This window comes from Pseudomonas sp. PDM30, assembly GCF_019218985.1.
In the GTDB taxonomy this organism is placed as follows: Bacteria; Pseudomonadota; Gammaproteobacteria; order Pseudomonadales; family Pseudomonadaceae; genus Aquipseudomonas; species Aquipseudomonas jessenii.
The window spans coordinates 270265-296546 of the sequence record NZ_JAHUWM010000006.1; the positions used below are offsets into that span (position 1 = coordinate 270265).

General features: G+C 60.5%; 31 protein-coding genes. 16 read left to right on the forward strand and 15 right to left on the reverse strand.

All coding sequences use genetic code 11. The annotated features are described in order from the left end of the window. The first annotated feature begins 34 nt into the window (after positions 1 to 34). Together KW840_RS16565 and KW840_RS16570 are read left to right on the forward strand one after the other, a co-directional pair. A complete protein-coding gene (locus tag KW840_RS16565) occupies positions 35 to 1111 on the forward strand; it encodes a C45 family peptidase (RefSeq protein WP_218496330.1) in 1077 nt (358 codons plus the stop codon). 37 nt (positions 1112 to 1148) lie between these two features. Beyond that, the gene (locus KW840_RS16570; RefSeq protein WP_218496331.1) at positions 1149 to 2501 is read left to right on the forward strand and encodes an MFS transporter; all 1353 of its coding nucleotides are present in this window, start codon (positions 1149 to 1151) and stop codon (positions 2499 to 2501) included. Here KW840_RS16570 and KW840_RS16575 read toward each other — a convergent pair. The 4 genes from KW840_RS16575 to KW840_RS16590 form a co-directional block, all read right to left on the reverse strand. Continuing rightward, positions 2479 to 3426, reverse strand: coding sequence for a class I SAM-dependent methyltransferase (locus tag KW840_RS16575; RefSeq protein ID WP_218496332.1), 948 nt, complete (start codon positions 3424 to 3426; stop codon positions 2479 to 2481). The genes KW840_RS16570 and KW840_RS16575 overlap by 23 nt on opposite strands. A 76-nt stretch (positions 3427 to 3502) precedes the next feature. Then, positions 3503 to 5866 (reverse strand): TonB-dependent receptor, encoded by a 2364-nt coding sequence (locus KW840_RS16580; protein ID WP_218496335.1) that lies wholly within the window; start codon positions 5864 to 5866, stop codon positions 3503 to 3505. 101 nt (positions 5867 to 5967) lie between these two features. Continuing rightward, on the reverse strand, positions 5968 to 6504 hold the full coding sequence (locus KW840_RS16585; protein WP_218496338.1) for a DUF4880 domain-containing protein: 537 nt from the start codon (positions 6502 to 6504) through the stop codon (positions 5968 to 5970). Then, on the reverse strand, positions 6497 to 7030 hold the full coding sequence (locus KW840_RS16590) for a sigma-70 family RNA polymerase sigma factor (protein WP_218496341.1): 534 nt from the start codon (positions 7028 to 7030) through the stop codon (positions 6497 to 6499). The genes KW840_RS16585 and KW840_RS16590 overlap by 8 nt, the downstream gene beginning before the upstream one ends. A gap of 233 nt (positions 7031 to 7263) precedes the next feature. Here KW840_RS16590 and KW840_RS16595 point away from each other — a divergent pair, with 233 nt between their 5' ends. From KW840_RS16595 to KW840_RS16615, 5 genes are all read left to right on the forward strand, one after another. Further along, positions 7264 to 7881 carry a cytochrome b/b6 domain-containing protein gene (locus tag KW840_RS16595; protein WP_218496343.1) on the forward strand — a complete coding sequence of 206 codons (618 nt, stop codon included), beginning with the start codon at positions 7264 to 7266 and terminating at the stop codon, positions 7879 to 7881. After that, positions 7878 to 8663 (forward strand): molybdopterin-dependent oxidoreductase, encoded by a 786-nt coding sequence (locus KW840_RS16600; protein ID WP_090456473.1) that lies wholly within the window; start codon positions 7878 to 7880, stop codon positions 8661 to 8663. Before KW840_RS16595 ends, KW840_RS16600 begins: the two co-directional genes overlap by 4 nt. A 53-nt stretch (positions 8664 to 8716) precedes the next feature. Further along, the gene (locus KW840_RS16605; RefSeq protein ID WP_218496346.1) at positions 8717 to 9001 is read left to right on the forward strand and encodes a pentapeptide MXKDX repeat protein; all 285 of its coding nucleotides are present in this window, start codon (positions 8717 to 8719) and stop codon (positions 8999 to 9001) included. Between the two features lie 230 nt (positions 9002 to 9231). Then, positions 9232 to 9639 (forward strand): response regulator, encoded by a 408-nt coding sequence (locus KW840_RS16610; protein WP_150815275.1) that lies wholly within the window; start codon positions 9232 to 9234, stop codon positions 9637 to 9639. 60 nt (positions 9640 to 9699) lie between these two features. Continuing rightward, positions 9700 to 10362: an HAD-IA family hydrolase gene (locus KW840_RS16615; protein WP_218496348.1), complete on the forward strand. Its 663-nt coding sequence runs from the start codon at positions 9700 to 9702 to the stop codon at positions 10360 to 10362. A 104-nt stretch (positions 10363 to 10466) separates the two neighbouring features. On the opposite strand, the gene KW840_RS16620 is transcribed toward KW840_RS16615, so the two are convergent. Beyond that, a complete protein-coding gene (locus tag KW840_RS16620; protein ID WP_218496350.1) occupies positions 10467 to 11126 on the reverse strand; it encodes an isoprenylcysteine carboxylmethyltransferase family protein in 660 nt (219 codons plus the stop codon). Positions 11127 to 11236: 110 nt separating this feature from the next. Beyond that, a complete protein-coding gene (locus tag KW840_RS16625; protein ID WP_218496352.1) occupies positions 11237 to 12184 on the reverse strand; it encodes a GlxA family transcriptional regulator in 948 nt (315 codons plus the stop codon). Positions 12185 to 12308: 124 nt separating this feature from the next. Here KW840_RS16625 and KW840_RS16630 point away from each other — a divergent pair, with 124 nt between their 5' ends. Both KW840_RS16630 and KW840_RS16635 read left to right on the forward strand, forming a co-directional pair. Further along, positions 12309 to 13100 carry an SDR family oxidoreductase gene (locus KW840_RS16630; RefSeq protein WP_218496354.1) on the forward strand — a complete coding sequence of 264 codons (792 nt, stop codon included), beginning with the start codon at positions 12309 to 12311 and terminating at the stop codon, positions 13098 to 13100. A 102-nt stretch (positions 13101 to 13202) separates the two neighbouring features. Further along, on the forward strand, positions 13203 to 14135 hold the full coding sequence (locus KW840_RS16635) for a pyridoxal-phosphate dependent enzyme (protein ID WP_090456460.1): 933 nt from the start codon (positions 13203 to 13205) through the stop codon (positions 14133 to 14135). Positions 14136 to 14188: 53 nt separating this feature from the next. On the opposite strand, the gene KW840_RS16640 is transcribed toward KW840_RS16635, so the two are convergent. Then, the gene (locus KW840_RS16640; protein WP_090456459.1) at positions 14189 to 14509 is read right to left on the reverse strand and encodes a DUF2388 domain-containing protein; all 321 of its coding nucleotides are present in this window, start codon (positions 14507 to 14509) and stop codon (positions 14189 to 14191) included. A 118-nt stretch (positions 14510 to 14627) separates the two neighbouring features. Between KW840_RS16640 and KW840_RS16645 the strand changes: the two genes are divergently transcribed. Both KW840_RS16645 and KW840_RS16650 read left to right on the forward strand, forming a co-directional pair. Next, positions 14628 to 15737, forward strand: a complete 1110-nt coding sequence (locus KW840_RS16645; protein ID WP_218496356.1) for an NAD(P)/FAD-dependent oxidoreductase — start codon at positions 14628 to 14630, stop codon at positions 15735 to 15737. A 72-nt stretch (positions 15738 to 15809) separates the two neighbouring features. Further along, positions 15810 to 16406, forward strand: coding sequence for a DinB family protein (locus KW840_RS16650; protein ID WP_090456455.1), 597 nt, complete (start codon positions 15810 to 15812; stop codon positions 16404 to 16406). Here KW840_RS16650 and KW840_RS16655 read toward each other — a convergent pair. The 5 genes from KW840_RS16655 to KW840_RS16675 all read right to left on the reverse strand — a co-directional run bounded on the left by KW840_RS16655 (position 16327) and on the right by KW840_RS16675 (position 21213). Further along, on the reverse strand, positions 16327 to 17247 hold the full coding sequence (locus KW840_RS16655) for a LysR substrate-binding domain-containing protein (RefSeq protein ID WP_154862318.1): 921 nt from the start codon (positions 17245 to 17247) through the stop codon (positions 16327 to 16329). The genes KW840_RS16650 and KW840_RS16655 overlap by 80 nt on opposite strands. 144 nt (positions 17248 to 17391) lie before the next feature. Beyond that, positions 17392 to 17754, reverse strand: a complete 363-nt coding sequence (locus KW840_RS16660; protein WP_218496358.1) for a DUF6124 family protein — start codon at positions 17752 to 17754, stop codon at positions 17392 to 17394. A 532-nt stretch (positions 17755 to 18286) separates the two neighbouring features. After that, entirely contained in the window at positions 18287 to 19690 is a 1404-nt protein-coding gene (locus KW840_RS16665) for a HAMP domain-containing sensor histidine kinase (RefSeq protein ID WP_218496360.1), read from the reverse strand. Next, the gene (locus KW840_RS16670) at positions 19668 to 20351 is read right to left on the reverse strand and encodes a response regulator transcription factor (RefSeq protein WP_090456447.1); all 684 of its coding nucleotides are present in this window, start codon (positions 20349 to 20351) and stop codon (positions 19668 to 19670) included. Before KW840_RS16670 ends, KW840_RS16665 begins: the two co-directional genes overlap by 23 nt. Before the next feature lie 256 nt (positions 20352 to 20607). Then, positions 20608 to 21213 carry a glutathione S-transferase N-terminal domain-containing protein gene (locus KW840_RS16675; protein WP_218496361.1) on the reverse strand — a complete coding sequence of 202 codons (606 nt, stop codon included), beginning with the start codon at positions 21211 to 21213 and terminating at the stop codon, positions 20608 to 20610. Positions 21214 to 21583: 370 nt separating this feature from the next. Between KW840_RS16675 and KW840_RS16680 the strand changes: the two genes are divergently transcribed. The 3 genes from KW840_RS16680 (at position 21584) to KW840_RS16690 (ending at position 24162) form a co-directional block, all read left to right on the forward strand. Further along, complete coding sequence (locus KW840_RS16680; RefSeq protein ID WP_007935965.1) at positions 21584 to 21988, forward strand: TraR/DksA C4-type zinc finger protein; 405 nt, start codon at positions 21584 to 21586, stop codon at positions 21986 to 21988. 619 nt (positions 21989 to 22607) lie between these two features. After that, positions 22608 to 23831 (forward strand): methyl-accepting chemotaxis protein, encoded by a 1224-nt coding sequence (locus KW840_RS16685; protein WP_371318474.1) that lies wholly within the window; start codon positions 22608 to 22610, stop codon positions 23829 to 23831. A gap of 127 nt (positions 23832 to 23958) precedes the next feature. Continuing rightward, complete coding sequence (locus KW840_RS16690) at positions 23959 to 24162, forward strand: hypothetical protein (protein ID WP_150815150.1); 204 nt, start codon at positions 23959 to 23961, stop codon at positions 24160 to 24162. Positions 24163 to 24167: 5 nt separating this feature from the next. On the opposite strand, the gene KW840_RS16695 is transcribed toward KW840_RS16690, so the two are convergent. The 3 genes from KW840_RS16695 to KW840_RS28540 form a co-directional block, all read right to left on the reverse strand. Further along, positions 24168 to 24404 (reverse strand): DUF2789 domain-containing protein, encoded by a 237-nt coding sequence (locus KW840_RS16695; protein ID WP_007973758.1) that lies wholly within the window; start codon positions 24402 to 24404, stop codon positions 24168 to 24170. A gap of 129 nt (positions 24405 to 24533) precedes the next feature. Then, on the reverse strand, positions 24534 to 24764 hold the full coding sequence (locus tag KW840_RS16700) for a hypothetical protein (RefSeq protein ID WP_007973761.1): 231 nt from the start codon (positions 24762 to 24764) through the stop codon (positions 24534 to 24536). A gap of 160 nt (positions 24765 to 24924) precedes the next feature. Next, complete coding sequence (locus KW840_RS28540) at positions 24925 to 25173, reverse strand: hypothetical protein (RefSeq protein WP_090456444.1); 249 nt, start codon at positions 25171 to 25173, stop codon at positions 24925 to 24927. A gap of 412 nt (positions 25174 to 25585) precedes the next feature. On the opposite strand from KW840_RS28540, the gene KW840_RS16705 reads away from it, so the two are divergent. Next, complete coding sequence (locus KW840_RS16705; protein WP_007986246.1) at positions 25586 to 26056, forward strand: hypothetical protein; 471 nt, start codon at positions 25586 to 25588, stop codon at positions 26054 to 26056. Continuing rightward, positions 26056 to 26259 (forward strand): hypothetical protein, encoded by a 204-nt coding sequence (locus KW840_RS16710; RefSeq protein ID WP_218496362.1) that lies wholly within the window; start codon positions 26056 to 26058, stop codon positions 26257 to 26259. The genes KW840_RS16705 and KW840_RS16710 overlap by 1 nt, the downstream gene beginning before the upstream one ends. The last annotated feature ends 23 nt before the right edge of the window (positions 26260 to 26282 follow it).

Below are 26282 nucleotides of genomic sequence, written 5' to 3' on the forward strand. Positions count from 1 at the left end.
GCTGAATGCCAACGCAAAAAAAGGACCACCGCTCGTGAAACTGCATTGCTTCGTCACCGACACCCAAAACCCGCAAATCCGAGGCCAGCAGATTGGCGAAACCTGGGGCGCACAGATCGGCAAGACGGTGGCGCTCTATCTCGATTTTTTCAATCAGGTCGGTGTTACGCCCGAGCAGGTGCGCTCGATCGGCGAAGCCAGCCTGCAAGCACTCACCGACTGGAGCCCAAGCCTGGCCCGGGAGCTGGAGGCCACGGCCGAAGGTGCCGGGATTGCCCTGTGGCAACTGGCGAGCCTGAATGCCCGTACGGAAATTCTTGCGGTGATGCCAGCCTCGCTCGAAGGTGAATGTTCGACGGCGGTGCATGCGCCAGCGGGGGCTGATGCGCCCAGGACCATCCAGACCTGGGACTGGCACGATTCCCTGGTGCCCCACGGCATGCTGTTGCAACTCACGGCCAGCTCCGGACTCACCGTCAAGCTGTTCACCGAGTTCGGCATGCTCGGCAAGATTGGCGTGAACAGCGCAGGCATCGGGCTGCACTTCAACATCCTGCACCACGCCAGTGACAACGCCGTGGCCGGGGTGCCAGTGCATGCAATTGCCCGGCGGATTCTGGAGGAGGCCACCAGCGTAGAAGAGGCGATTGCCCTGGCGCGATCGGCGCGGGTCAGTGCCTCGACGGTGCTGACGGTGTTCTCCCGCAGCGATGCATCGCCACGTGCGGCGAGCATTGAAATGTCCGCCGCCGGCACCGCCGTGGTCTTGCCCGGTGAGGACGGCTGGATCACCCACACCAACCACTTTCTCGACGCGGCACTCAGCCTTGGCGAGCGGACGCCGGACGCTTCGACCACCTACGCACGCCTGGCTCATGTCAACGCAGCGCGGGTCGACATGATCCATGGCGACTTGAATCGCCGGGCGGCGGCCATGTGCGGTGCCGCTGGCGACGAGGCGCCGATCTGTTTCCATCCGGACCTGAGCATGCCGGCCACCGAGCGCTGGGAAACCCTGCTGACCATCGGCATCGACAGCGAACACGGCGTCCTCGAATACGCTGCCGGCAACCCGATGCAACTGGCCCGCGACGGCTTTCAGCGGTTCTGAACCGGCGTCCTCCATAACAACAAAAAGAGCACTCGATATGGCTAGTAACGGTCATTCCACGGCGGGTTCGCAATCCGCCCTCAGAACCTTCTTCGTCTCCGGCATGGGTACCGCGCTGGAGTTCTATGACTTCGTCATCTACGGCACGGCGGCGGCGCTGGTATTTCCCAAGGTGTTCTTTCCGCAGATGGACCCACTCACCGCCACGTTGTTTGCCTTCGCGGCCTTTGGCGCGGGTTTTTTTGCCCGTCCGTTGGGCGGCATGGTCTTCGGGCACTACGGTGACAAGATCGGCCGGCAGAAAATGCTGGTGATCACCCTGTTGCTGATGGGCCTGAGCACCTTTTTGATCGGCTGTCTGCCGGGCTATTCGTCGATAGGCCTGGCAGCACCGGCTCTCCTGGTGCTGCTGCGGTTGATACAAGGTTTCGCCGCTGGCGGCGAGTGGGGCGGGGCGGCGCTGTTCGGCATCGAATCGGCACCACCCGGTCGACGAGGACTGTGGGGCAGTTTCACCAGTATGGGCATCGGCATCGGTGGCATCCTGGGGGCAGCGGTGTTCGGCATCGTCAGTGTCGCCTCGAACGATAACCTTGCCGATTTCGCCTGGCGCATCCCGTTCTGGCTGGGCGGTCTGCTGGTGCTGATCGGGCTCTATGCGCGGTTGCAAAAACCGCTGGCACAGCCAGTCGAACACAAAACGCAGGCACGCATTCCCCTGGTCGCGGCACTGCGGGCACGCCCGAAGGAAATGCTGCTGTGCACCGGGATCGCGTTTGGCTACGTGACCATCGCCTACATCGGCAGCACGTTCTTTTTGTCGTATGCCACCCAACTCGGCTACAGCAGCACGGACGCGCTGATCTTCGACTTTTCGTTGTCGGTGGCCATCGTGGTGACGGCTCCGCTGTTTGCCCTGCTGTCCGACCGGATCGGCCGACGCAAAGTCATGATCCTCGGCGCAATCATCATGGCCATCGGGTTCTTTGCCTTCTTCCCGTTGGTCGGCATGAAAAGCCTGTGGGTATCGACCCTGGCGTACATCGCGGTCGGTGCATTCATGGGGGCGACCCAGGGGCCGATTCCGGCCTTTCTCGCAGAGCAGTTCCCCCGGGAGATGCGCTATTCGGGGATGTCCGCCGCCTACCAGATCGGCGCAGCACTGGGCGGCGGTACGGCGTCGAGCGTGGCCACGGCGATCCTGATTGCCACCAACCACAATGCAGTCGGGGTTGCGGTATATGGCTCGGTGGCGTTGGCGATTGTCGCGGTTTGCTCGTTCTTCTTGAGGGAAACGGCGCACTTGAGCATGGCGCAGATTGATGAAGTGTCGAGGGATGAGGGCGTGCTGCCCGCCGCAACGACGGTCAGTCGGTCAGGCGCTGCTTGAACACCAACGCCTTCAACCCACACTCGACATCCGCATCCGGAAACTCCGGCGGGTTCTCCAGCCGCTGTTCGAACCGCAGGCTTGGCGCTTCGCGGGTCACGCCGTCAATCAGGAAATCAGCACCGAACGCCGGGTCGTTCATGCACGCCAGCACGGTACCCTGGGGGCTGAGCAATTCCGGCAATCGGCGCAACACTCGCTGGTAGTCCTTGGTCAGCAAAAAGCTGCCTTTCTGGAACGACGGCGGGTCGATGATCACCAGGTCGTACGGGCCTTTGCCGATCACCTTGCCCCAGGACTTGAACAGGTCGTGGCCGAGGAAACTGACCTTGCTCATGTCGTGGCCGTTGAGCCGGTGGTTGTCACGGCCACGGTTCAAGGCCGGGCTCGACATGTCGAGGTTGACCACGTGGCTCGCGCCGCCTTCGATGGCCGCCACCGAAAAACCGCAGGTGTAGGCGAACAGGTTCAACACCCGCTTGCCCTCGGCATTGGCCCGCACCCAGTCGCGACCGTAGCGCATGTCGAGGAACAGCCCGGTGTTCTGTTTGCGGCCCAGGTCCACCCGGTACTTCAGGCCACCCTCGGTGATGGTCATTTCCTCGATGACGTCCCCCAGCAGCCACTCGGTGGTGCTTTGCAGCAGGTAGCGATGTTGCAGCAACAGGGTGTGGGCGCCGGACTGGGCCCATTGCGCTGACTCGGTGATCGCCATCAGCAACTGCTTCAAGCCTTCCAGTTGCTCAGCTTCCGGTTCCTTGAACAGCGCCACCAGCACGACGCCCTGCAACCAGTCCACGGTCACTTGCTCCAGCCCGGGCCAGCAGCGGCCACGGCCGTGGAACAGGCGGCGGGTTTCGGCGGGGGCGGCCGCGAGGGCGGTCAGCAGGTGCTGGTTGAGAGTGGCGAGGGCTTCAGGGTTCATCGGGTCGGTTCGGTGGCGTGAAAGGGGCAGCATTCTAAACCCAATTGCCCCCTCAACGAACCGTTAGCGCAAGCGTTTACCAGTCCACCGAATAGCTGACGGCCAATCGACGTCCTTCGGCATTCGGGTATGGCGCGGCGGCATTGGCTTGCATGTAGAGCGTTTGATAGTTGCGGTCGCTCAGGTTGTAGATGCCCAGGTCCAGTTTGCCGACCGGTAGCGCCACGCCAGCCAACAGATCGACCGTGGTGTAGCCTTCGATTTTACGACCGTTCCCGTCCTGGAATCCGGCGTCGTAGCTTTCCAGGCGAAGGGCTTGCAATCGCAGGTTGTAGTCGCTCTGCTCATAGCTGATGAAGGCCGTGGTTTTGGCGGGTGAGATGCGGGTGGCCGGCAGGTCGCGCCATTCGCCGTTCTGATGGGTTTCACCTTTGGTCCAGGCATAGGTTCCGCCCAGCGACCAGGCATCGTCCAGGTGATAGGCAAGACTGGTCTCGATGCCACGCACGCGTTCTTTCTGGTCGATAAGACGCTGCGCACGTGTGACGGAATCGTAGTACTGAGTCACGTCGGAACGGTTTTCGAACACGGTGATGTTGCCTTGCAGCGAATCCCAATCCCCACGCCAGCCCAGTTCGTAACTGTCAACCTTGATGGCCTGGGCGTTGAGGTCCTGGATGTCATAGCTGCCGCGAACATCACGCAGGAAACGCTGGACATCGGGCAACGAGAAACCCTGGCTGAAATTGACGAAAACGTCCTGCGCACTGCTGATGTGATAGACCGCGCCAAGGTTGTAGAGGGTGTCTTCGTACTTCAGCGTGCCGCCCGGCAGCACCTCGGTCACCCCCGCTTGCCAGATGCCGCCAAAGGCAATGCTGTCGGAGACGTCGCTGTGAATCCATTCATGCCGTGCACCGCCGCGCAGTGTCCAGTCGCCGATGTCCCAGCTCGACTGGGCAAAGAGCGCGGTGGTGTTGGTTTCGATGTCGGGGCCAAATGCATAGCGCTGACCCGTCGGCGTATAGACCAACCCATCGACGCTGTAGCGGTCGCCGTGCTGGCTGATGCGTTCATTCTCGAAGTCGGCACCCCAGACCAGGCTGCCGGTGGCGCTGCCAATCGAGGGCAACGCACTGTCCACGGCGGTGCGCACGCCATAGACATCGGCCTGGCTTTCGGAGGCGACGACCCCGGCATTGGCGCCCCAGTTGTAAGGGAAGAAACGTGCCTCTTGTTTGCGCCAGTAGCTTTCCACCTGCAATTGCTGGCCGAACAGATCCTGATCGCTGTAATTGAAGTTCACCGCCTGATTATGGGTAAACGGCTGATCACTCAGCTGCAAGCCCTTGACCGCCACTGACTCACCATTGCGAACGCCGGCCACGTAACCGGTGTCTTGCTTGTCCTCGTATTCCTGCAAGGAAAGGCTCAGGCGTCGATCGTCATCCAGATCAAAGCCGAACCTGGCGTGCAGGTCATGGCTCTCGGTGTCCATGTTGCTGCCCTGAAAAGCTTCCTGGGCGATGCGATTACCATTGCCGTCGAATTGATCGTTGCGTTGCAACAGGTCGGCCGACAGGTACCAGTCGAAGGCTTTCTCACGCCCGGTCACGCTCTGGAAGACATCGTAGGCAAAGCCTTTACTATTGAAATTGTCGGCGCTGCTGATGCCCACGCGACTGCTCAATGCCAAGGGTTGTCCTTCGTTGCGTTTGGTGATGACGTTGATGATCCCCCCGGAAGCGCCGGCACCGTAAAGGCTGCTGGCGCCTGAGACCACTTCGATGCGCTCGATGCTCGATGGCGCGATGCTGTTGAGTTGGCGTGACACATCGCGACTGGCGTTCTGGGATACACCATCGATCAGCACCAGCACGTTACGTCCGCGTATGGTCTGGCCATAGTTGCTCATGGTCCCGGAGGAGGGCGCCAAACCCGGGACCAGCGTGCCGAGAATGTCGGCCACGTTGCGCCCGGCAGCGGACTGTTGCGCAATGTCCTTTTGCGATATCAGCTGCACGGTGCCGGGAATCGAGGCGATGCTGGCTTCGCTGCGGGTGGCGGAAACCACCGTGTCGGACAACGCCAGTGGACCGTTGCCCAGTTCCATCGGTGCCGGCGCCGGTTGCAGGATGACGCTGTTGTCCCCGCTGAAGCGCCATTGCAGGCCGCTGTCGCGCAGCACGGCATTGAGCGCCTGTTCAGCGTTGTAGTCACCTTGCAGCGACGGCGCCGATTTGCCACGCAGCAGTGCCGCGTCGACACCGATGGAGAGCCCGGTTTGAGTGGCTAGCGCCGTCAGCGCGGTTTCCAGCGGCTGGCTCGCCAGCTCGAAGTGCCAGGTGTCTGTCGCGGTGTCGGCGAAGGCCGGTGCGGCGCAGCTCAAGGCCAGTGCCAGAGCGCTCAGGCGAAAGAGGGAAAAGGTCTGGTTGGTCATTGTTGTTGCCCATGGAATCGACTGTATTAACTCCAATGACCGGGCTGAAATGAAATCGGGCAGTTGTCTTGAAGATTTTTTTCGAGGCTCTTTCCAGAGACTCAGCGTTTGCGCACCTGGATTAGCAATTGGCTGTAACTCTCGATGCGTATCGGCAAGGCCGCCTGCAACAACGCCAGCGCGGCATCGCTGTCTTGTGCCGGCAGCACGCCCGTAAAGCGCAGGGCCTGCAATTGCGCATCCGACACCCAGATAATGCCCCGACGATGCCGTTCAATTTCGGCCAGTACCTCGGGCAAGGGCCTGTCATGGAAGATCAGTTGGGCGCGGGGCGACATCGGTGCCTGCGTGCCGGGCGCGATCCAGGTTTGCACCGGCAGGAACTGGGCGAGGGCGATTGCCGCCGGTAACACCAGCGCTGCGCCAATCAGGCGCGCGCGACGAGGCCGGGTTTTCGTGGGCGGTGACAGCGATTGCCACAGTTGCTGGAGTTGTTCGAACAGTTGCGCATGGCGTGCATCCGCGTCCCGCCAGGCGTTGAATTCGGCCAGTTCGGCAGTCGTCGGGTTCTCGTCCAGACGCACCAGCCACAGTGCCGCCTGCTCGCGGATCTGCTCCTGAACAAGGCCGTCAGTCATCGTTCAATCCATCGGGCAGGGCGTCGAACAGACGGGCGTGGCAGTGCGCAAGCGACTTGGCCAGGTACTGCTTGACGCTGCTTTCTGAGACCTTGAGGTGCCTGGCGATCTGGGCATAAGAACAGCCATCGACACGCGCCATCAGGAACGCCTGGCGCGGTTTCTCCTCCAGTTCTTCCAACAAGAGCAGCAGGACTTTACCGAGCAACTGGTTTATCGCGTTGATCCGTTCCGGGCCTTGCTGGGTCTGTTGATCAAGCAGGACAGCCATGCTGCGCAGGGTTTCCGCTTCGACCTGGCGGCGATGGTACTGATTGATCAACAGGCGATTGGCCGCCACCAGCAGATAGGCCCGCGGCTCCTGCAACGTCGGCAGCACGTCCAGGCCCAGCAATTTGACGAAGGTGTCATGGGCCACGTCAGCCGCGTTTTCGGGACAACCGAGCTTTTTACGCAGCCAGCCGAAAAGCCAGCCGTGATGCCCACGGTAAAGCTCGGAAAGGGACGAAGCGGACTGGCCCGACACGACGAAACCTCGAACGAAGATAATTCGCAAATGGGAAGTTGTTGCAGTTGCGAATGCTGTCATGTCGCAACGCGCCGTTCAAGTCCGTTGATGACGAGGTTGATTGTCGGGAGGCAGAAAGCGGGGCGCGTGTCCCGAGAGTTATCACGTTTAATTTAACTTTGCGTGAGGATTTGGCGATCTTCCGGCTTCCATACTCGGCTCCAACGAACAACAACAAACGGGAGCCGGACATGTCGCAGACAACTGCTTCACCCAATGCCAGCCATCCACGCTGGCTGCGGCTGACCCATTGGCTCAACGCCCTGGCGGTGCTGGTGATGGTCACCAGCGGTTGGCGCATCTATAACGCCTCGCCGCTCTACGATTTCAGCTTTCCCAATTCGATCACCCTCGGCGGCTGGCTGGCAGGCGCGCTGCAATGGCACTTCGCGGCGATGTGGTTCCTGGCGATCAACGGTCTGATTTACCTGGCCTTCAACCTGTTCAGCGGGCGCCTGAAGCGGCGTTTCTTCCCGGTCTCGCCCAAAGGCGTGTTGCACGACCTGTGGGCCGCCTTGCGGGGAAAACTCGGGCACGCCGACCTCAATCATTACAACCAGGTGCAGCGTTTTGCATACCTGTTCGTGATGGTCGACATCCTCCTGCTGGTGCTCTCCGGGCTGGTGTTGTGGAAGTCGGTGCAGTTTCCGCTGCTGCGTGAGTTGCTGTTCGGCTACGAGGGCGCACGCCGCGTGCACTTCTTCGCCATGGCATTGCTGGTGGCCTTCGTGGCGGTGCATCTGGTGATGGTCGCACTGGTTCCAAAAACGCTGTGGGCCATGATCGTCGGCCACAAGGAGCAGGTATGAAAAAGCGCATTCAGGTAGCCGGGCTGGACGAGGATTCGATCCTCACCGATGCCCGCAAGATCCTCGCGCCACAGATCGAGGACCGCTCGCGCCGCTCGTTCCTGTTGCGCGGCCTGACCCTTGGCGGCGTGGCGATGCTGTCCGGCTGCAACATCACTGACAACGACAGTGTTGAGACTGCGCTGTCGTCCATGTCGCGCTTCAACGACCGGGTGCAAGGCTGGCTGTTCAACCCCAACGCGATGGCGCCGACCTATCCCGAATCGATGATCACCCGGCCGTTTCCCTTCAATGCCTTCTACGGCATCGACGAAGCGCCGACGGTGGAGGAGGAGGGCTATCGTCTGGAAGTCACCGGCCTGGTCGCCGACAAGCGCAGCTGGCGCCTCGAAGAGCTAAGGGCCATGGCCCAGACCGAGCAGATCACCCGGCACATTTGCGTCGAAGGCTGGAGCGCGATCGGGCGTTGGGGCGGCGTGCGCTTCAGCGATTTCCTCAAGCGCATCGGCGCCGACACCGATGCCAAATACGTCGGTTTCAAATGCGCCGACGACTACTACACCAGCATCGACATGGCCACCGCGCTGCATGCGCAAACCCTGTTGGCGCTGACCTGGGACGGCGCGGTGCTGCCGCGCGAATACGGCTTCCCGATGAAGCTGCGCATGCCCACCAAGCTTGGCTACAAGAACCCCAAACACATTCAGGCGATTTTCGTCAGCAACACCTACAGCGGCGGCTACTGGGAAGACCAGGGCTACAACTGGTTCGGTGGCAGCTGATGAACGTGCGAAACATTCACCGTCCGCAAACCCGTGCTCCAAGGAGATCCATCATGAAAAAGTTGACCACTGTTGTTCTGTCCATGTGCCTGGCCGTTGGTGCTGCCTCTGTGTTTGCCGCTACTGCTGTTGATAACGGCAGCATGAGCAAGGACAGCATGAGCAAGGACTCGATGTCCAAAGACGCCATGTCCAAGGATGCGATGAAGAAGACCGATTCGATGTCCAGGGACGCCATGTCCAAAGACGGCATGTCCAAGGATGCAATGTCCAAGGACGCGATGAAGAAAGATGCCATGTCCAAGGACAGCATGAGCAAAGACGCCATGTCGCAATAATCAAAGGCAACACAAAACCTGTGGGAGCGAGCTTGCTCGCGATGAGGGCCTGACAGTCGAATCCCTGTTGACTGGCACGCCGCCATCGCGAGCAAGCTCGCTCCCACAGGTTTTCCTATTGTCGATCTGCTGTATCAAAAATGAATTTCCACCGATTCCGCTGCTCATACCTTTTAGGTGGCGGATCAGAACCCGCGAAATCATCGAGGCAATCAGGGAGCGGCACGGTCATGAGTCGAGTACCGACGGCGGGTGGGGATCTTCCTGGCGGGTTGATTCTGGTGGTTGAGGACGACCCGCTGATCCTGGAGTTTCTCTGTGAAATTCTTCAGGAGGAAGGTTTTGTCGTCGAGCCGCAAATCAGCGCGGACGCGGCAGCGATTTATCTGGAGCAGCATGCGCCACAGGTGGGCATGCTGCTGACAGACATCACCATGCCCGGCACGCTCAACGGCGCGGACCTGGCCAACCAGTTCGGCGATCGCTGGCCGGACAAGCCGATCATGATCATGTCCGGTTTCGAAACCCCTGAAAGCGCAGGCGTGCGGCACGCGGTCTCTTTCATCAAGAAACCCTGGATGATTGGCGGGCTGCTCGATTGCGTGGGCCAGACCTTCAAGTCCAAACGACTCAACTGACCTGCGCGCAGATGCTACATTGCCGGGCAAATCCGTCCGGCACCTGCGAGGTTCTTTTCCTTGTCCGATCACTCTGTATTCAACTCGACTTACCGAGCCTTTCTGTTCGATATGGACGGCACCGTCCTGACGTCCATTGCCGCCGCCGAGCGGGTCTGGACCACCTGGGCGGTGCGCCATGGTGTCGATGTCGACAGCTTCCTGCCGACCATTCACGGTGCCCGCGCCATCGACACCATCAGGCGCCTGGACTTGCCTGGGGTGGATGCCGAGGCCGAAGCCGCGTGGATTACCGAAGCGGAAGTCGTCGACGTCGACGGGGTACTGGAAGTGGCTGGCGCGGCGAAATTCTTGCGGTCCTTGCCAGCCGGCCAATGGGCCATCGTCACTTCCGCCCCGCGGGAACTGGCGTTGCGGCGGATGGCGGCGGCGGGGATACCGGAGCCTGACGTCATGATTACGGCCGAGGACGTCACGGTCGGCAAACCCGATCCGGCGGGGTACAAACTCGCGGCCCGGCGCTTGGGCGTCGAGCCTGAGCAGTGCCTGGTTTTTGAGGACGCCACGGTGGGGATTCTGGCGGCTGAGGCGGCGGGGGCGGACTTGATGATTGTCACGGCGACCCATGAGCAGCCGATCGAGACGTTGCATGCGACGTTGGCAAGTTATGAATCGGTGCGGGTTCTGGTGGATGCCGCAGGTCTGCGCCTGCACGCCGTCTAATGTGGGAGCGAGCTTGCTCGCGATAGCAGTTTTCCAGTCAAATCAATAGCAAACAGGTAGACGCTATCGCGAGCAAGCTCGCTCCCACAGGGGCCTGCGTTTCTTCAGTAAAGCCCGGGGATCAACCGCCAGGAACGAGCGCAATAGGCCTCGTATTCGCTGCCGAACTGCGCCCTCAGCAAGGCCTCTTCCGAGTGAATGCGCGCAATCAGCGGGATCAGCGTCAGCGCCACCAATATCAGCCCGACACCAGAACGAAAGGCCAGTGCCCAACCGATGCCGATGACCATCATCCCCAGATAACTGGGGTTGCGCAGGTTGCGGTAGATTCCCTCGGTGACCAGTCGATGGCCCGGCTGAATGGCCACCAGCCCACTGAAGCGCTTGCCCAGCACAAACACCGGCCACAACCGCAGCGCGCCGCCGACGATGAACAACAGCGCCCCAAGCCAGCGCACGCCTTCACCGCCAAAGGTCCAGAAATCGATGCGGTCGGTATAGGCCGGCAGAAAGCCGCTCAGCAACCCGATCACCCCGAAGGCCGGAATGACCCAGCGGTTGGCCCGGTCTTCGCGTTCCCCCGAACTCAGGTTGACCTCGGTGAACAGAGACGCGACAGCCATGATCAGGGTGGCCAGGGCAATGACGAGCAGTGAACCGTGGCTGAAATAAGCCGCGAATCCACCGATTCCCCAGATCGCCAGGCCAAGGTAGGCGAGGGTGCTGACCACGGCGAAAAACGCCAGTCTGGCCGAGATTTTCATAAGTGCCTCACACGCGAAAGTGCCTCCCTTCATTGTAGGAGCTGGCTTGCCAGCGAAGGCGTTTGAAGACTCGACACCGGCTTCAGAGGATATGACCGGCGAGCCGGCGCCTACACAAACTCCTCCGCTCTCGCATTGCGCCGAATCACCTGTGGCGGTTGACCGAACACCCGCAGGAACGTTTCGCGCATGCGACGGCGGTCTGTGAACCCGGTTTCCTGGGCGATCTGGTCGAGGGTCAGGCGTCCGCGTTCAAGCATCTGTCGCGCCGCTTCCAGACGCAGGTTCTCGATGGCCTTGGCCGGGGATTGCCCGGTTTCGGCGCGAAATGCCCGGCTGAACTGCCGGGGGCTGAGGTTGGCCACTTGCGCCAGTTGCTCCACCGAAAGAGGCTGGGCGAGGTGTTCCCGGGCGTAGCCGAGCACGGTTTGAATACGGTCGGATTTCGGTGCCAGCTCCAGCAGCGCCGAGTGCTGCGACTGGCCGCCGGCGCGGCGGTGGTACATCACCAGTTTCTGCGCCACGGCCCGGGCCAGCTCGGCGCCGTGGTCCTTTTCCACCATGGCCAGGGCGAGGTCGATGCCCGCCGTCATGCCGGCGGAGGTCCAGATCGAACCGTCGATCACATAGATGCGATCAGGCTCGACCTTGATCGCCGGAAACCGTGCCTGCAGTTCCCGGGCGTAGGCCCAGTGGGTGGTGGCCCGCCGTCCGTCGAGCAAGCCGGCCTGGGCCATGACGAACGCCCCGGAGCAGATCGACGCCGTGCGGCGTGCCGAATTGATACTGGCCCGCAGGTAATCCAGCACGGCTTCGGGCGCCTGTTCGATGATCGAGTCGCCGCCGACCACGATCACCGTGTCGAACACGCGCCTGTCGAATGCCTCGGTGCCGACGCTCAAACCGCCGGAGGCACGCAGGGTGTGACCGTTTTCGGACAGCACGCGCACGTCATACAGCGTCTCTGCGGCACTGAAATTGGCGTACTCGAACACCGGCATGGCGGCCAGCGCCATGGACTGGAAACCCTCGAAAACCACGAACGCCACGTTGATCATGGGGCTGCCCTCAAATGCTCATGTCTGAAAAACGTACTTTAAACGTCATTTGAGACAGTCGTAAGTCCCTTTATAACGGTCTGCACCCGGCGAATCTCTCGCCTCACCGTAGAGGAATTGCACCATGGCGCTCTCATCCAAAGGTACTGCACTGATCACCGGCGCTTCTTCGGGCATTGGCGCGGTGTATGCCGATCGTCTCGCCCGGCAGGGTTACGACCTGATCCTGGTGGCCCGCAGCCGGGCCAGGCTCAATGCCCTGGCCAATCATTTGAGCGACCAGACCGGACGCACCGTGGAAGTGGTTGTCGCGGACCTGAAGAACAAGGCGGATTCGCTGCGGGTCGAACAGATCCTGCGCAGCGATGCCAGCATCACCCTGTTGGTCAACAACGCCGGAGTCGGTGGCGTCATGTCGCTGCTAGGAAGTCCCGTGGACGACATGGAAGCGATGATCAACCTCAACGTGACAGCATTGATGCGCCTGGCGTATGCCGTGGTGCCGGGCTTCGTCGCCCGGGGCACTGGCACCGTGATCAATATCGCCTCCATCGTCGCCATCGCCCCGGAAATCCTCAACGGCGTGTACGGCGGTACCAAGGCGTTCGTCTTGAGCCTGAGCCAGTCGATGCAGCATGAACTGGCGGACAAAGGCGTGCGCATCCAGGCTGTGTTGCCGGGGGCAACCGCCACTGATTTCTGGAGCGAGGCCGGCAACCCGGTGGAAAACCTGCCGCAGGAAATCGTGATGTCGGCCGAAGACATGGTCGATGCCGCGCTCGTTGGCCTGGCGGCCGGCGAAGTGGTGACCATTCCCGGCCTGCACGATGCCAGCCAGTGGGACCGTTACGAAGCCCAGCGGCAGACGCTGTCCGGGTTGTTTGGCAACTCCGTGGCGGCGCCGCGCTATCGCTGAGGCGGTCGCCCCGAGGCCGGGTGAACTAAGCTTGGGAGAGAGGACCGTTCACCGCCGGCTCGTGCAAGCTCGACGAGCCGGTGGCGTGTAACAGGAGCCCATATGCTTCACATCCGAACGCCTTTGATCCTGCACCCTGGCCTGTCGACCCCGACCCGCCGCATCTGGCTGAAACTGGAAAACCTGCAACCTGGCGGCTCGTTCAAAATACGCGGCATCGGGTTGCTGTGCAGCCGGGCGGCGCAGCAGGGCAAGCGCAAGGTGGTCTGTCCCTCCGGCGGTAACGCGGGACTGGCCACGGCCATGGCCGCTGCATGCCTGGGGCTCAAGGCATGCATCGTGGTGCCGCACACTACCCCGCAAAGCACCCGGGCGCGGATCAGCAATACCGGCGCCGAGGTGATCGTGCACGGCAAGGTCTGGGACGAAGCCAATCAACGGGCGCGGGAACTCGCCCAGGACCCGCGCACTGAATTTGTGCCGGCCTTCGACCACCCGGTGTTGTGGGAAGGGCACAGCACCATGGTCGATGAAATCCTTGAAGACTGCCCGCCAGTGGATGTGCTGGTGACATCGGTGGGCGGCGGTGGCTTGCTGGCGGGGCTGCTCACCGGCCTGATTCGTCATCGGCGCACCGATTGCCGCATCGTTGCCTGCGAAACCGAAGGCGCGGCATCATTCGCCGCGGCGGTGGCGGCCGGGCATCCGGTCAGACTGCCGAAAATCGACACTGTCGCCACGTCCCTGGGCGCCGCACAAGTGGCCACCTGGCCGGTCAAGCACATCGGCGAATTCCCCCATGAGTGCGTGGTGCTCAGTGATGATGAGGCGATCATGGGCGTAGTGCGTTACGCCAATGATTTGCGTCAGCTGGTCGAACCTGCGTGCGGGGTTTCATTGGCGATTGCCTACCTGGATCACCCGGCGATTGCCGACGCCAATGACGTGGTGATCGTGGTGTGCGGCGGGGTGAGTATCAACGCCCAAATCGTGGCCGGGTGGGCACGTTTGTCCACTGGCACGCACGCCAGGTAGGGCTGGAAACGCTATCCCGGTGTCACAAGCCCCACCGCTGGCGATGACGATCTTCAGTGATCGGTGGCAACGCCGTCCTGGACGAGAATGGCGCGGGCCAGGTCTTCGTCGCTTGCATTGTTGAGGGCGGGATTGTCCTGGCGGACCTTTTTCAACAGTGCCTCCAGGTAAGCACCACGAATCGCACCGCCGCTGGCGACGAAGCTGGAAGCGTCATCCCGGGCGGGAATCATGAGTTTGTCGTCTTTGAACGTCGAGTACAGCGAGGCGGAAACCCCGGCGGAAGTGGCGACGTCACCCGCATCCACATCGGCCAGAGCCGAGCCGAAGGGTAAACAAAGTACCAGGGAAGAAATGATAAATATGCGGCGCATGACGGTGTCCTCCGACAGCATGAAGCATAAGGTAAGTACCACATAGTTTAGGATGCGTGACGGTCGCCGAGAGTTCCCTGGCATTAGCGAGGAACGGGGTGAGAGGGAGGCAAGGTCGTTGAACGTCGATATTCAAAGCGTGGTGATCGGGGCCGGCGTGGTCGGCCTGGCGGTGGCCAGAGCCCTGGCCAGGAACGGGCGGGAAGTGCTGGTGGTCGAGGCGAGTGAGGGGATCGGCACGGGCATCAGTTCGCGTAATTCAGAAGTGATTCACGCCGGCATCTATTATCCGGACGGCAGCCTCAAGGCGCGGCTGTGCGTGGAGGGTAAGCAGCGTCTCTACGCCTATTGCGATGAGCACGGTGTCGATTACCGGCGCGTGGGCAAGCTGATAGTGGCCACCGACGAGCAGCAGCACGCGGCTTTGCAGCGCCTGTTGCAGCAGGGGCGTGCCAATGGTGTCGATGACCTGCAATGGCTGGATGGCCCGCAGGCCCGGGAGCTTGAACCGGCGTTGTCCTGCGTCGCGTCGCTGTGGTCGCCGTCTACCGGCATTGTCGACTCCCACGGGCTGATGCTGGCGCTCCAGGGCGATGCCCAGAGGTTCGGCGCCACGCTGGCCTTGCACACGCCGCTGCTGTCTGCCCGTTGCATCGAACAGGGTTTCGAGCTGCACATGGGCGGCAGTCAACCCATGACGCTGTGCTGCCGCGAACTGATCAACTGCGCGGGGCTGTCCGCTCCCGAGGTGGCGAGCAGCATCGTCGGACTGCCTGGGGCATTCATTCCCCGGGCGCATTTGTGCAAGGGCAGTTATTTCAGTTTCAGCGGCCGGGCGCCGTTTCGCCACCTGGTGTATCCGGCCCCGCAGAGCGCCGGACTGGGTGTGCACATGACCCTGGACCTGGGCGGGCAGGCGCGCTTCGGGCCGGATGTTGAATGGGTCGAGCACATTGATTACCGCGTCGAGCCCAATCGGGCCGAGGGGTTTTATCAGGCGATCCGCCGTTATTGGCCGGGGTTGCCGGACAACAGCCTGCAACCGGCCTACAGCGGCATTCGCCCGAAAATCAGCGGGCCGACAGAGCCGAGCGCCGACTTTCTCATCAGCGCTCGCGCCGAACATGGCGTGCCGGGGCTGGTGAATCTGTTCGGCATCGAGTCACCGGGGCTGACCAGTTGCCTGGCGCTCGCCGAGTTGGTGGTGAAACACCTGAACGACCGATGATCAGGGCTGGCGCTGCTTTGTGGCCATCGGGTCTATGCTAGGGGATGCGCTTACTGCCATCGGAGAACTCTGATGATCACCGTACGCACTGCCTGCCTGCTGGCCGATTACAAGCGCTGGGCCAATCAGCGCCTCTTTGACAGCCTCGCGGCGCTCCCTCCGGGCGAAGTCAAAAAAGAACGGGTGTCGGTGTTCAAAAACATGATTGGCACCCTCAATCACGTGTACGTGGTCGATTGCATCTGGCAGGCGCACCTCGAAGGCCGGGGGCATGGCTTCAAGACTTCACACGACCTGCTGCATGCCGATCTGTCCGAACTGCGCATGGCGCAAAAAAACATCGATCGCTGGTACTGCGACTGGAGTGCCCGGCAAACCGATGCCTCCCTGGACAAGCCCCTGGAATTCACCTTTGTCTCAGGCGAAAGCGGCACCATGAGCGCCGGCGCGATGCTGATGCACGTGGTCAACCACGCCAGCTATCACCGTGGCTGGGTGGTGCAGATGTACTTCGAGATTCCGGCCATGCCACCGGTGACCGACATGCCGGTGTACCTGCGCGAGTCCGAGCCGGTGCTCCTGCAGTCGATCAATGCCCCGATAGTGGCGCCGCCATGTGCTGTGCAATTTTCGAGCGCAACCAGCGTTCTGCCGGATCGTTATCGTTGACCCCGTTCCAGACCATCGACAGTTCGGACAGGTTGATATCAAACGGTGCATCGTCCGCCCGTAACTGACTGCTGCCTTCGATCAACGCATTGGCCGCGTAATCCGGCACGGTGGCGAGCATGTCGGTGCCCGCCAGCAAGGCCCGCAACCCCGCGAACTGTGGCACCGCCAGCACCACCCGGCGCGAACGGCCGATCCGCGCCAGGTCATTGTCGATGGCGCCGCTCAGATCCCCGGAAAACGACACCAGCGCGTGAGGGCGTTCGCAGAACTCGTCCAGGGTCAACGGGCCAGGACGATCATCGCCGCGCAGGATCTTCACGCTCAAGTCGCGCAATTTCTTGCGCTTGGCGTTGGCCGGCAATTCCGTGGTGTAGCTGATGCCGACGGAAATCTCGCCGCTGGCCAGCATCGACGGCATCAGCAGGAAATTCACCCGGCGCACCACCACGACCACGTTCTGCGCTTCTTCACGAATCTGCTTGAGCAGTGGCGGAAACAGTCCGAATTCGGCGTCGTCGGACAGTCCGATACGAAACACATCGCGGCTGGTGGAGGGCTCGAAATCCTTGGCCCGGCTGACCGCCCCGGAAATGGTGTCCATCGCCGGCTGCAATTCCTTGAGAATCTGCAATGCCCGCAGGGTCGGCTCCAGGGTGCGTCCATTGCGCACCAGCAACGGATCGTCGAACAGATCGCGCAATTTTGCCAGCGATGCGCTGACGGCAGGCTGGCCGAGGAACAGCTTTTCCCCGGCCCGGGTCAGGTTCTTCTCGAACATCAGGGTTTCGAAAATCACCAGCAGGTTCATGTCCACACGGCGCAGGTCGTTGCGGTTCATGGTGATGGCTCGCTGGGGGCTGGGTCTTTTCAGTAAAGCACCAAACCCTGTAGGAGCGAGCCTGCTCGCGATAGCGGTGTGTCAGCTACATAAATGTTGAATGTGCCGCCGCCATCGCGAGCAGGAGTTTGATTGGGTTACCCGCTAATCGGTGGGGTCCAGCCGATCCAGCGCCCGGTTTACCGCCAGTTCACCCAGCATAATGACTTGGGCAATACCCAGCAGCGTGTTGCGGTGCGAGCCCTCAAGAAAACCCGCCAGATCGTTGGTCATCACATTGGCTGAGGCCAGCGACTCACAGGCGTGGGCCAGCAGGGTTTCGGTGTCGATGTCGGGGTTGATGGTGAACATCGTGGACGGTTTGTGGGGCGTGGCCATGATGTTGGCGGTGGGGTTGAGGTAGTGATTGAGGGCGCATTCTGCGGCTTCGTGGAATTGCTTTGAATCGGGGCTTTCGTAGGGGGAGGCGGGATCTGTTTCCGGGGGGTTGGGTGTTGGTTTGATCATCGATAGAACTCCAGTACTGTAAAAATTGGAGCCATCACTTTCGCTACCAAACGAGGGTGGTGGCCATGCACAGGTTGGTAGACCGGAGTACTGGAACCGGCGCCCCCAAAGAGGCCCTGCGCATGACAACCATAAAGCAGCAACTGCTTGAAGTGGCGCTACGCGCAGTACTCCGGGCTACCAAACCCGATCGCTGTTTTTCAGCGACCGGCTAACGATAATGCCCGGACTCAAGACGCGTAAGCCGGCGGATTCTGGCGTACCCGTAGGCAATGACGCAAGGCGTTGTAGCTTTCATCAAGTTACGCTGACAGCCGTTAAACATGTGCTTTAAACGGGCGCCGCCATCGCGAGCAGGCTCGCTCCCACACTGGATTCCAGTGAGCAAAAATGCTGCGTACGACATCAATCAACTGTGGGAGCGAGCTTGCTCGCGATAGCGTAGTGTCAGGCGAATCATCATTGCCTGACGGATCGCCATCGCGAGCAAGCTCGCTCCCACAGGTTTTGTGTCAGTTCAGGCAGATTTTTATCAGGCCGGGGGAATCAGACTCTCCCGACAATCAAGCACCAGCCGCGCGCCACCCAGTTCGCTGCTGCCCACTTCCAGGGTAAACCCATGCAGACTGACAATCGCCGCGACGATGGATAGCCCCAGCCCGAAGCCGCTTTTATGATTGCCCGCCTCGGCGCGATAGAAGCGCTGGAACACCGCTTCACGTTCCGCTTCGGGAATGCCCGGGCCAGAGTCGAGTACTTCGATTCGCGTGTGCCCGCCATCATTGATCCCCCGCAGGATCACTGCGCCGCCGGGCGGGGTGAATTTGATCGAGTTGCTGAGCAGGTTCGCCACCGCTTCGAACATCAGCGCGCGGTCGCCATTAAGGGGTGGCAATGACGCGGGCAGATGAAGTTGGAACACCAGGTCGTCGTCTTCCGCCAGGGGCAGGTAGAACTCATGCAGTTCTTGCAGCAACGCCACCGGGTCCACTTGGACGAAACCGGAGCGACGCTGGCGATCTTCCAGCTCGGAGATCCGCAGCAAGCCTCGGAAACGTGCCATCAGCGTATCGGCCTCGGCCAGCACCAGGTCCAGTTGCATGGCCTGCGGCGAGCCTTCGCCGGCTTGTTGCTGCATGCGGTAAAGCTGCGCGCGCAGACGGGTCAGGGGCGTGCGCAGGTCATGGGCGATGTTGTCGCACACGCCCTTGACCTCGTTCATCAAGCGCTCGATGCGTTCGAGCATGGCGTTGACGATGGCGGCGAGCATGTCCAGTTCGTCACGCCGATTGGACAGTGGCAAGCGTCGGCTCAGGTCGCCGGCGACGATGGCCTCGGCACTGGCCTGAATCCCGCGAATGCGCCGCAACGGGCGGCGGCGCAGCAAATACCAGCCGACGATGCCCGGCACGATGGTCAGGGTCACACCCCAGAACAAGGCGTGAAGGATGATCCGGGTCACGGCAAACAACGAACCGTTGTCGCGCACCAGCACCAGCCAGCGGCCGTCGAGGGTGCGGGTCGCCACGGCGTCACAACTGTCGGCGGGCAGCGTCTGCTCGTCGCTGTCGTCGGAGGCATCGCAATCGCGCAGCATGTGGATCTTGCCATCGAGTGGCAAGCCGTTCGGAATGTAGCGCAGGGCGCCGCTGAGGTAATGGTGCTGGGCATCGAACAGGCCGTAGGCGTCGATGCCGCGGATGTCGAAGGTCATGCTGACGGCGAGGGCGTCCACCAGTTGCTCGCCGGAGAAGCGTGAAAACAGGTGCTGGCGTTGCATCAGCGAATGCTTGGCCAGGTTGTCCAGGTAAGCGGAAACCTCGTAGTACATGACCCCCATGAGAATCCCGCTCCAGATCACGAACAGCGAGCTGTAGAGCGCCAGCAGACGGCTGCTGGAAGAGCGCCAGCCTTTAGACGGGTTCGGCAATGACATAACCCGAGCCTCGCACGGTCCGAATCAGTGGGGCATTGCCAGGCGGGTCGATCTTCTTGCGCAGACGGCCGATGTGTACGTCGATCAGGTTGGTGCCGGGATCGAAGTGGTAACCCCAGACCTCTTCGAAAATCATCATCCGCGAGAGGATTTGCCCGGTGTTGCGCATCAGGAATTCCAGCAGTTTGTACTCGGTGGGCAACAGCGTCAGCAGCTGACCGTCGCGACTGGCTTCGTGGCTGATCAGGTTCAGTTCCAGATCCGCCACCCGCAAAGTGGTGGCCTGGGCGGTCACGGTGTTCTGCCGGCGCAGCAGGACTTCAACCCGGGCGGCCATTTCATCGGTGGCGAAGGGTTTGGTCAGGTAGTCGTCGCCGCCGGCGCGCAGGCCGCGCACGCGTTCATCGACGTCGGACAGCGCGCTGATCATCAGGATCGGCGTGGCCACGCCCATGGTCCGCAGCGTGGTGACGATCGCCAGGCCATCGAGCTCGGGCAACATGCGGTCGAGGGTGATCAGGTCGTAGTTGCCGCTGACCGCACGCTCCAGCCCTTCGCGGCCATTGTCGACCCAGTCGACGTCCAGGCCGTGGCTACTCAGTTCGGCGACAATCTCCCGGGCGGTCACGGCGTCGTCTTCGATGGTCAAGATGCGGGTCATAGGGCTGGCCTGATAAGCAGTTCAATACGAAGTTGCGAGCATTTTGCCAAGAATTGCCCGCGACTTAATAAATTAACTTTCATCTAGCTTGCGATAGCGGGCTGACAGGCAATTCATGTGTCGATTGACACGACGCCATCGCGAGCAAGCTCGCTCCCACAACGGATTGATGTCGAACACAAAGCCCGCGTACGACGAAAATTACTGTGGGCGCGAGCTTGCTCGCAATGACGGCAGATCAGGCAAAACGAATCTGTCAGTCAATCGGCGTACTGACAAATACCTCTAGTCCCTCGGCATACTTCGTGAACGCTGCGATCCGCGGAAACTGCGCCGCACTCACCTGGTCCGGCACCACCAGATTGGTGAAGCTCCAGGCCACCGCCAGCGTGATGCCGTCCTGCTCAATCGGACCGTCAGTCTTCAGCGGCTGCTTTTCCAGCTCCCGCTCCAGCGCTGAATAGGCCGCCTTCAGCTGTCCTTCGACCCGCTGCACCCAGGGTTCGAATTGAATCTCTGCCGGCCGCAGGTTGCGCTCGTAGTAAAGCTGCACGGACTTTTCGCTGGCGGCCAACGCCAGACCAATCAGGCGCAGCGCGCGCAGGCGTTGACCCGGTTCGGCGGGCATCAGGCTTTTTTGGGCCAGGGTTTCCAGGTAGTCGATAATGAGTGTCGAGTCCATCAACACCTCACCGTCATCCAGTACCAGGGTGGGCGCCTTGACCACCGGGTTGATCTGCTGGAATTGTTCGAAGTGGCGGAACACCGAGACCGATTGATGTTCCAGCGTGATTCCCAGGCATTTGGCAGAAATGGCGGCGCGCCTTACATAGGGCGAATCAAGCATACCGATCAGCTTCATGGTCCTTTCCTTTATATGGCCATTTCGGGAGGGACAACCTTAGCTGAGGTTCGCAGCCCTGCAAATGACAGTGAAAAATGCCCGGTCCAGGCCGTTTGTCATCTATATACAGCCGCTCGATTGAATTTCTTGCTATAAACGCACTCCGATTACCGCCTCAAAGCCTGCCGTAGAGCATTTTCAGGGCTTTGTCGGACAAATTCGCTGTCTTTTCAGTTGCTGAGGCCTCAAGTCGGCCTTAGACTGCCGCCCCTCGTAAATTGAGTGCCGGGTGGCGCTTGGAACAAACGGCGCCTTTCCGATGGCCTGCCCAGGCCTGCCGGAACGCTCCCTAATTCGCCTTAATGCACGTTTTTTTATAGAGATATCAATGACAAAGGACAAGTTGCTGGCCATGCCGGCGGATGACTACATGAATGCCGAGCAACATGCTTTTTTCTCCGAGCTGTTGCAGAACATGAAAGTCGAAACCCATGAGCGCATCGAACAGAACCGCATCGCCATCGAAAGCCTGGACACCCCGGCCGATCCGGCAGACGCGGCTTCGGTCGAAGAAGAGCGCACCTGGCTGGTGAATGCGATCGATCGCGACCAGCGCATGCTGCCTCAGTTGGAACAAGCGCTGGAACGCATCAAGGAAGACAGCTTCGGCTGGTGCGACGACAGCGGCGAGCCGATTGGCCTCAAGCGCCTGCTGATCAGCCCGACCACCAAGTACTGCATCGAAGCTCAGGAACGTCACGAGCAAATCGACAAGCACCAGCGTCAGGCCTGATTCTGTGGGGCAGCCCCGTTAATCCGGGCTGCCTTGAAAAGATCGCAGCCTGCGGCAGCTCCTACGCAATTGAAGTAGGGCGCTGTTGCAGGCTGCGATCTTTGTTTTCTGCCGTCTTCGATTTCCCGGTTCTTCTATTGATCTGCTGCAACGTTCGCGACTAAAGGCTCATGGATAATGGCTTTATGGTGGCGTTTAATGCGAAGACAACAATTAGAAGCTTTACGGGGTGACGATGATGACGCAAGACGGGTCTCTGGTTGCGGCAGTGCCCGCACCGGTGCTGTTGCCGAAAAACCGCTGGCTGACGCCAACGCTGCAAAGCATCGCCCTGATGCTGTTGTTAAGTGGCATGACACTGGGCGACGGGTCGCTCTACCTTGGCCTGCCCCTGGCCATATTGATTATCTGGCTGCCTCGTTTGCGTTCGCGCGCGACCCCACAGGCGGCTTGCCCCGACAACCCCGATGCCATCGGCGCGTTGACTCGCGATCTTTCCTGCACCACCAGCCATAACGCACTGTCGGCCGCCGGTGTGGCGTTTTCGGTTCGGCAACTGGCGGACAAACTGCAATCGCAGCTCACGTCGGCGGCACAGATCGTCAGCAATGCCGAGGTCATGATCACCACCGAACAGGCCACCTCGACGCTTAGTCGCCAGGCGCTCAGTGCCGCCAGCGAGGCTCATCAAAGCGGAGTGGTCGGGCGTACGGAATTGATCGAGTCCATTTCGCGCATGCATCAGCTCAGCCAACGCGCCAGCAACAGCCGTGAACTGATCGAAGCCTTGAGCCTGCGCAGCGACGATATCCAGCGAGTGACCCTGGTGATTCAATCCATCGCCAGCCAGACCAATCTGCTGGCATTGAACGCTGCGATAGAAGCGGCGCGGGCAGGGGAGCACGGTCGCGGGTTTGCAGTGGTGGCCGACGAGGTTCGCGGGCTCGCCGCACGCACGGCAACCGCCACGGGGGAGGTGGGCGAGATGGTGGCCGACATCCAGCATCGCACGGCGCAGGTGGTGGAGCAGATCCGCCAGCTGTCCAGCGACCTTGACTCCGGTGTGGAGCAGGTAGAGCGGACGGGGCAACATTTGGAGAACATTGCCCGTCTCGCGGCCAGTGTCGAGTCCCAGGTCGGGGAGATCGCCCAAGGGGCAGACACCAACCGCGAACAACTCGACAGCCTGTTTCACGCCATCGAACAGATGCGCAGCGATCTGGTGGTCAGCGACCAGCAGACTCAGCGCCTGGCCCATGCGGCGGTGCAAATGGAAGGGCAAGCCGAAACCATCAGTGAGCGTCTTGCCGAAGTGGGGCTGGATGACTATCACCAGCGGATCTATGACCTGGCCCGAGACGCCGCGAGCCAGATTGCAGCGCGTTTCGAAGCGGATATCGATGCCGGTCGAATCAGTCTCGACGATCTGTTCGACCGTAATTACCAGGTCATCCCCAACACCAGCCCAGCCAAGTACCAGACGCGTTTCGACCGTTACACCGATCAAGTTTTGCCAGCGATTCAAGAACCGTTGTTACCGCGTCACGAAGGATTGGTATTCGCCATCGCCTGCACCCAACAGGGTTATGTGCCGACCCATAACAAGGTGTTCAGCCAGCCGCTGACGGGGGACGCGCAGGTCGATGCCTTGCAGAACCGGACCAAACGCAAATTCGCTGACCGCACCGGGATCCGCTGCGGCAGCCATCAGAAGGCCGTACTGCTGCAAACCTATACCCGTGATACCGGAGAGTTGATGCACGATCTTTCGGTGCCGATCATGCTCAAGGGCCGGCATTGGGGTGGTCTGCGCCTGGGTTACAAACCGGAAAAACCGCGCTAGAAACGCCGTGCTGCCGGGTGATTGTTGCAAGTTCTGCAATTAACCTGTGCAGGGTTTTGCTGTTTCCTCGCTGAAAAACTAATTAACATATCTACTAATTAGGTTGCTAATGAAGTTCGGGGGCAGCATGCAAGGCAAAGTTGATGTCGCGGTCATGATCGGCAGCGGAGTACCTGCCAGTCTTCGTTCCATGGGACGCAAGGTTTGCTGGGTAGTGTTGCTCAATGGCGAGCGCCGGGGCACGGCGTTCTCCAGTCGCGACGAAGCGGAGGAGTGCAAGGCTGCCTGGCTGGCGCAATTGAGCGCCGAAAGTCCTGGCAGCCTGCATTGAAGTTGTCAGTGGGTCTGGTGCATGCGCAGGTTCAGGTCGTCGACCACCCGCGCCCAGTCAGCGTCTTCGCGCAGTTGTTCCTTGAGGAAGCCGGCCTGTTGCGGTGACCAGAACTCGGCGTCGATGAGTTTCTTGTCGTCAGGCAGGGAATGGCCGGCAATGAAGTCGTCGATCGCTTTCTGGCTGGAGTCCAGGCCGAGTTGGTCGAACAGGCCTTTCAAGTCATGGGTCGGTGATTCCATCTTCATCTCCTTGCAGGTCATCGGTCGGGTCGAGGGACGAGGCGCACCCTGGATTCGAGGGCGCCGCACCGGTGGAGTTCGATCGCAATGTTCAAGTGCAACAATGAGCATAGACCGCCAACCCGACCATCAGGCTTTCAATGCGCCCGCATCGACCGCGGCCTTGAGTTCCCTGGCCGATTCCTGGGCCGCGATGGCGGCGACATCCGGGGTTTTGAACCAGCGATCCTTTTCGACCTGGTGATACGTCACGGTCTTGAGCGGTGGTTTGGCCCGCATGACAATCACGGCCTGGAATTCACCTTCGACTTCTCTGGCTTCACCCCGGATAAAAAACTCGCCGATATCAAATTCCGTCACGTTGCCGACTTCCCTTGGAAATACATTGTTGTTGTCAACGCACCCGATTTTCTGCGGATCCGTTTTATTGGGCGGGCAGTATGGCAGTAGTTGCCCGTCGACGGCTGAGATAAGTCGACGGGCAGACGAAACGTCGATGGAAGTGAGTGCGGTGGGCTAGTCAACCGTGTGATTCAAGAAACCGGGCGAGGGCACAGGCTTCGTTATGATTGGCTCGGAAACCTCTTACGCAGCCTGTAGAAATATCCTTGATGTGAAAGAAGGCAATGCCCGCCATTACCACTTGAAATCGCGGGCGGGTCGAGGCATCGGGAGCTGGTTCATGGAGGCAGAACCGTGTCGGGTGCGGGGTTGGTGCTGTTTTCGAGTCAGGCACCAAGGGATAGGCAAAGTGGGTCAGCGTGCACATATGAAGTCCTTTTCATTGTTTACCGACGTATGTACGTCGTTTTGGCTAGTCTCCAAGAGCATCGCTGCTCTAGAATCACCCTCACTGGTGGGTGAATGACGTTTATCTAAAGCAATTTTTTGCGGACGATATGTAGGAAAAGTTTTTTTCTTGATGAGATTTTTCCCCGAAGTTGATAGTCCATAATTTTCTGGCAGCAGGAAGGGTGTTTTCCTTCAACCTGTGACGAACGCCAGTCAGGACGACGTGAGTGACGTTCCAGTAGTCTTCTCAAGCTTCGTGATGAATGAGTGCACTGCTCATTCAGGACCTCAACCCGGGTTCTTTGGCTACACCTTCGGCATTGCCGCTTTTTTGGCTGTGCGTTCATTTTTCGCGCACGGCACCATTATTCAGATGTGGGGATGTTTCCTTGGCAGTAAGTAATCTCGATATGCATGCTTTGTTCGTGCTGGGTGATTTGCGTGCAAAGCTGGTCAAGCAGTTTCAGTCACGTTTCGTTTACATCACCGAACAGAACGCAGAAGGCATTTACATTGCCGAAATCGATACCGAGTCAGCCCTGGTTGTGGACGACAAGCCCGGACTCAAGCTCAAGGTCGGCGATCATTTCAGCGCGTCCGTGCTGCCCAGCCGTGAAGGTGGCAAGCTGGACATCAAGTTCCGCGACATCAAGCTGACGGTCTACGGAATAGGCGATTACGCCTTCGTGACCACAGCCGACGGTCAGGGGATCGTGTTCAAGGAAGGTCACAGCGTGGTGATGGTGTTCGCTGCCCATCAACAGTTGCAGGAAGGCCTGACCAAGACCCTCAAGGCCGTGACCGCCAAAGCGGCCAAGTGGCGCAAGGGCGAGCTGGTGACCTTCAAGGCCAGCGAGTGATGATCCTGACCCGCGCCGATTTCCACGAACAGAACCTGGCCAGTGCTCAAGACGAAGCGCGGCGGCTGTTCGGGCAGAAGACCATTCTGCAGGGAGCCTGGCTGAATTGGGTGGCGTCACAGCTTTATCAACTGCAACCGGCGGAATACGCCAGCATGGTCAGGCGAGAGCTGATGCGTTTGCAGGAAATTTCCGAAAACTGATCCACGCACCTCGAAAACGGGAA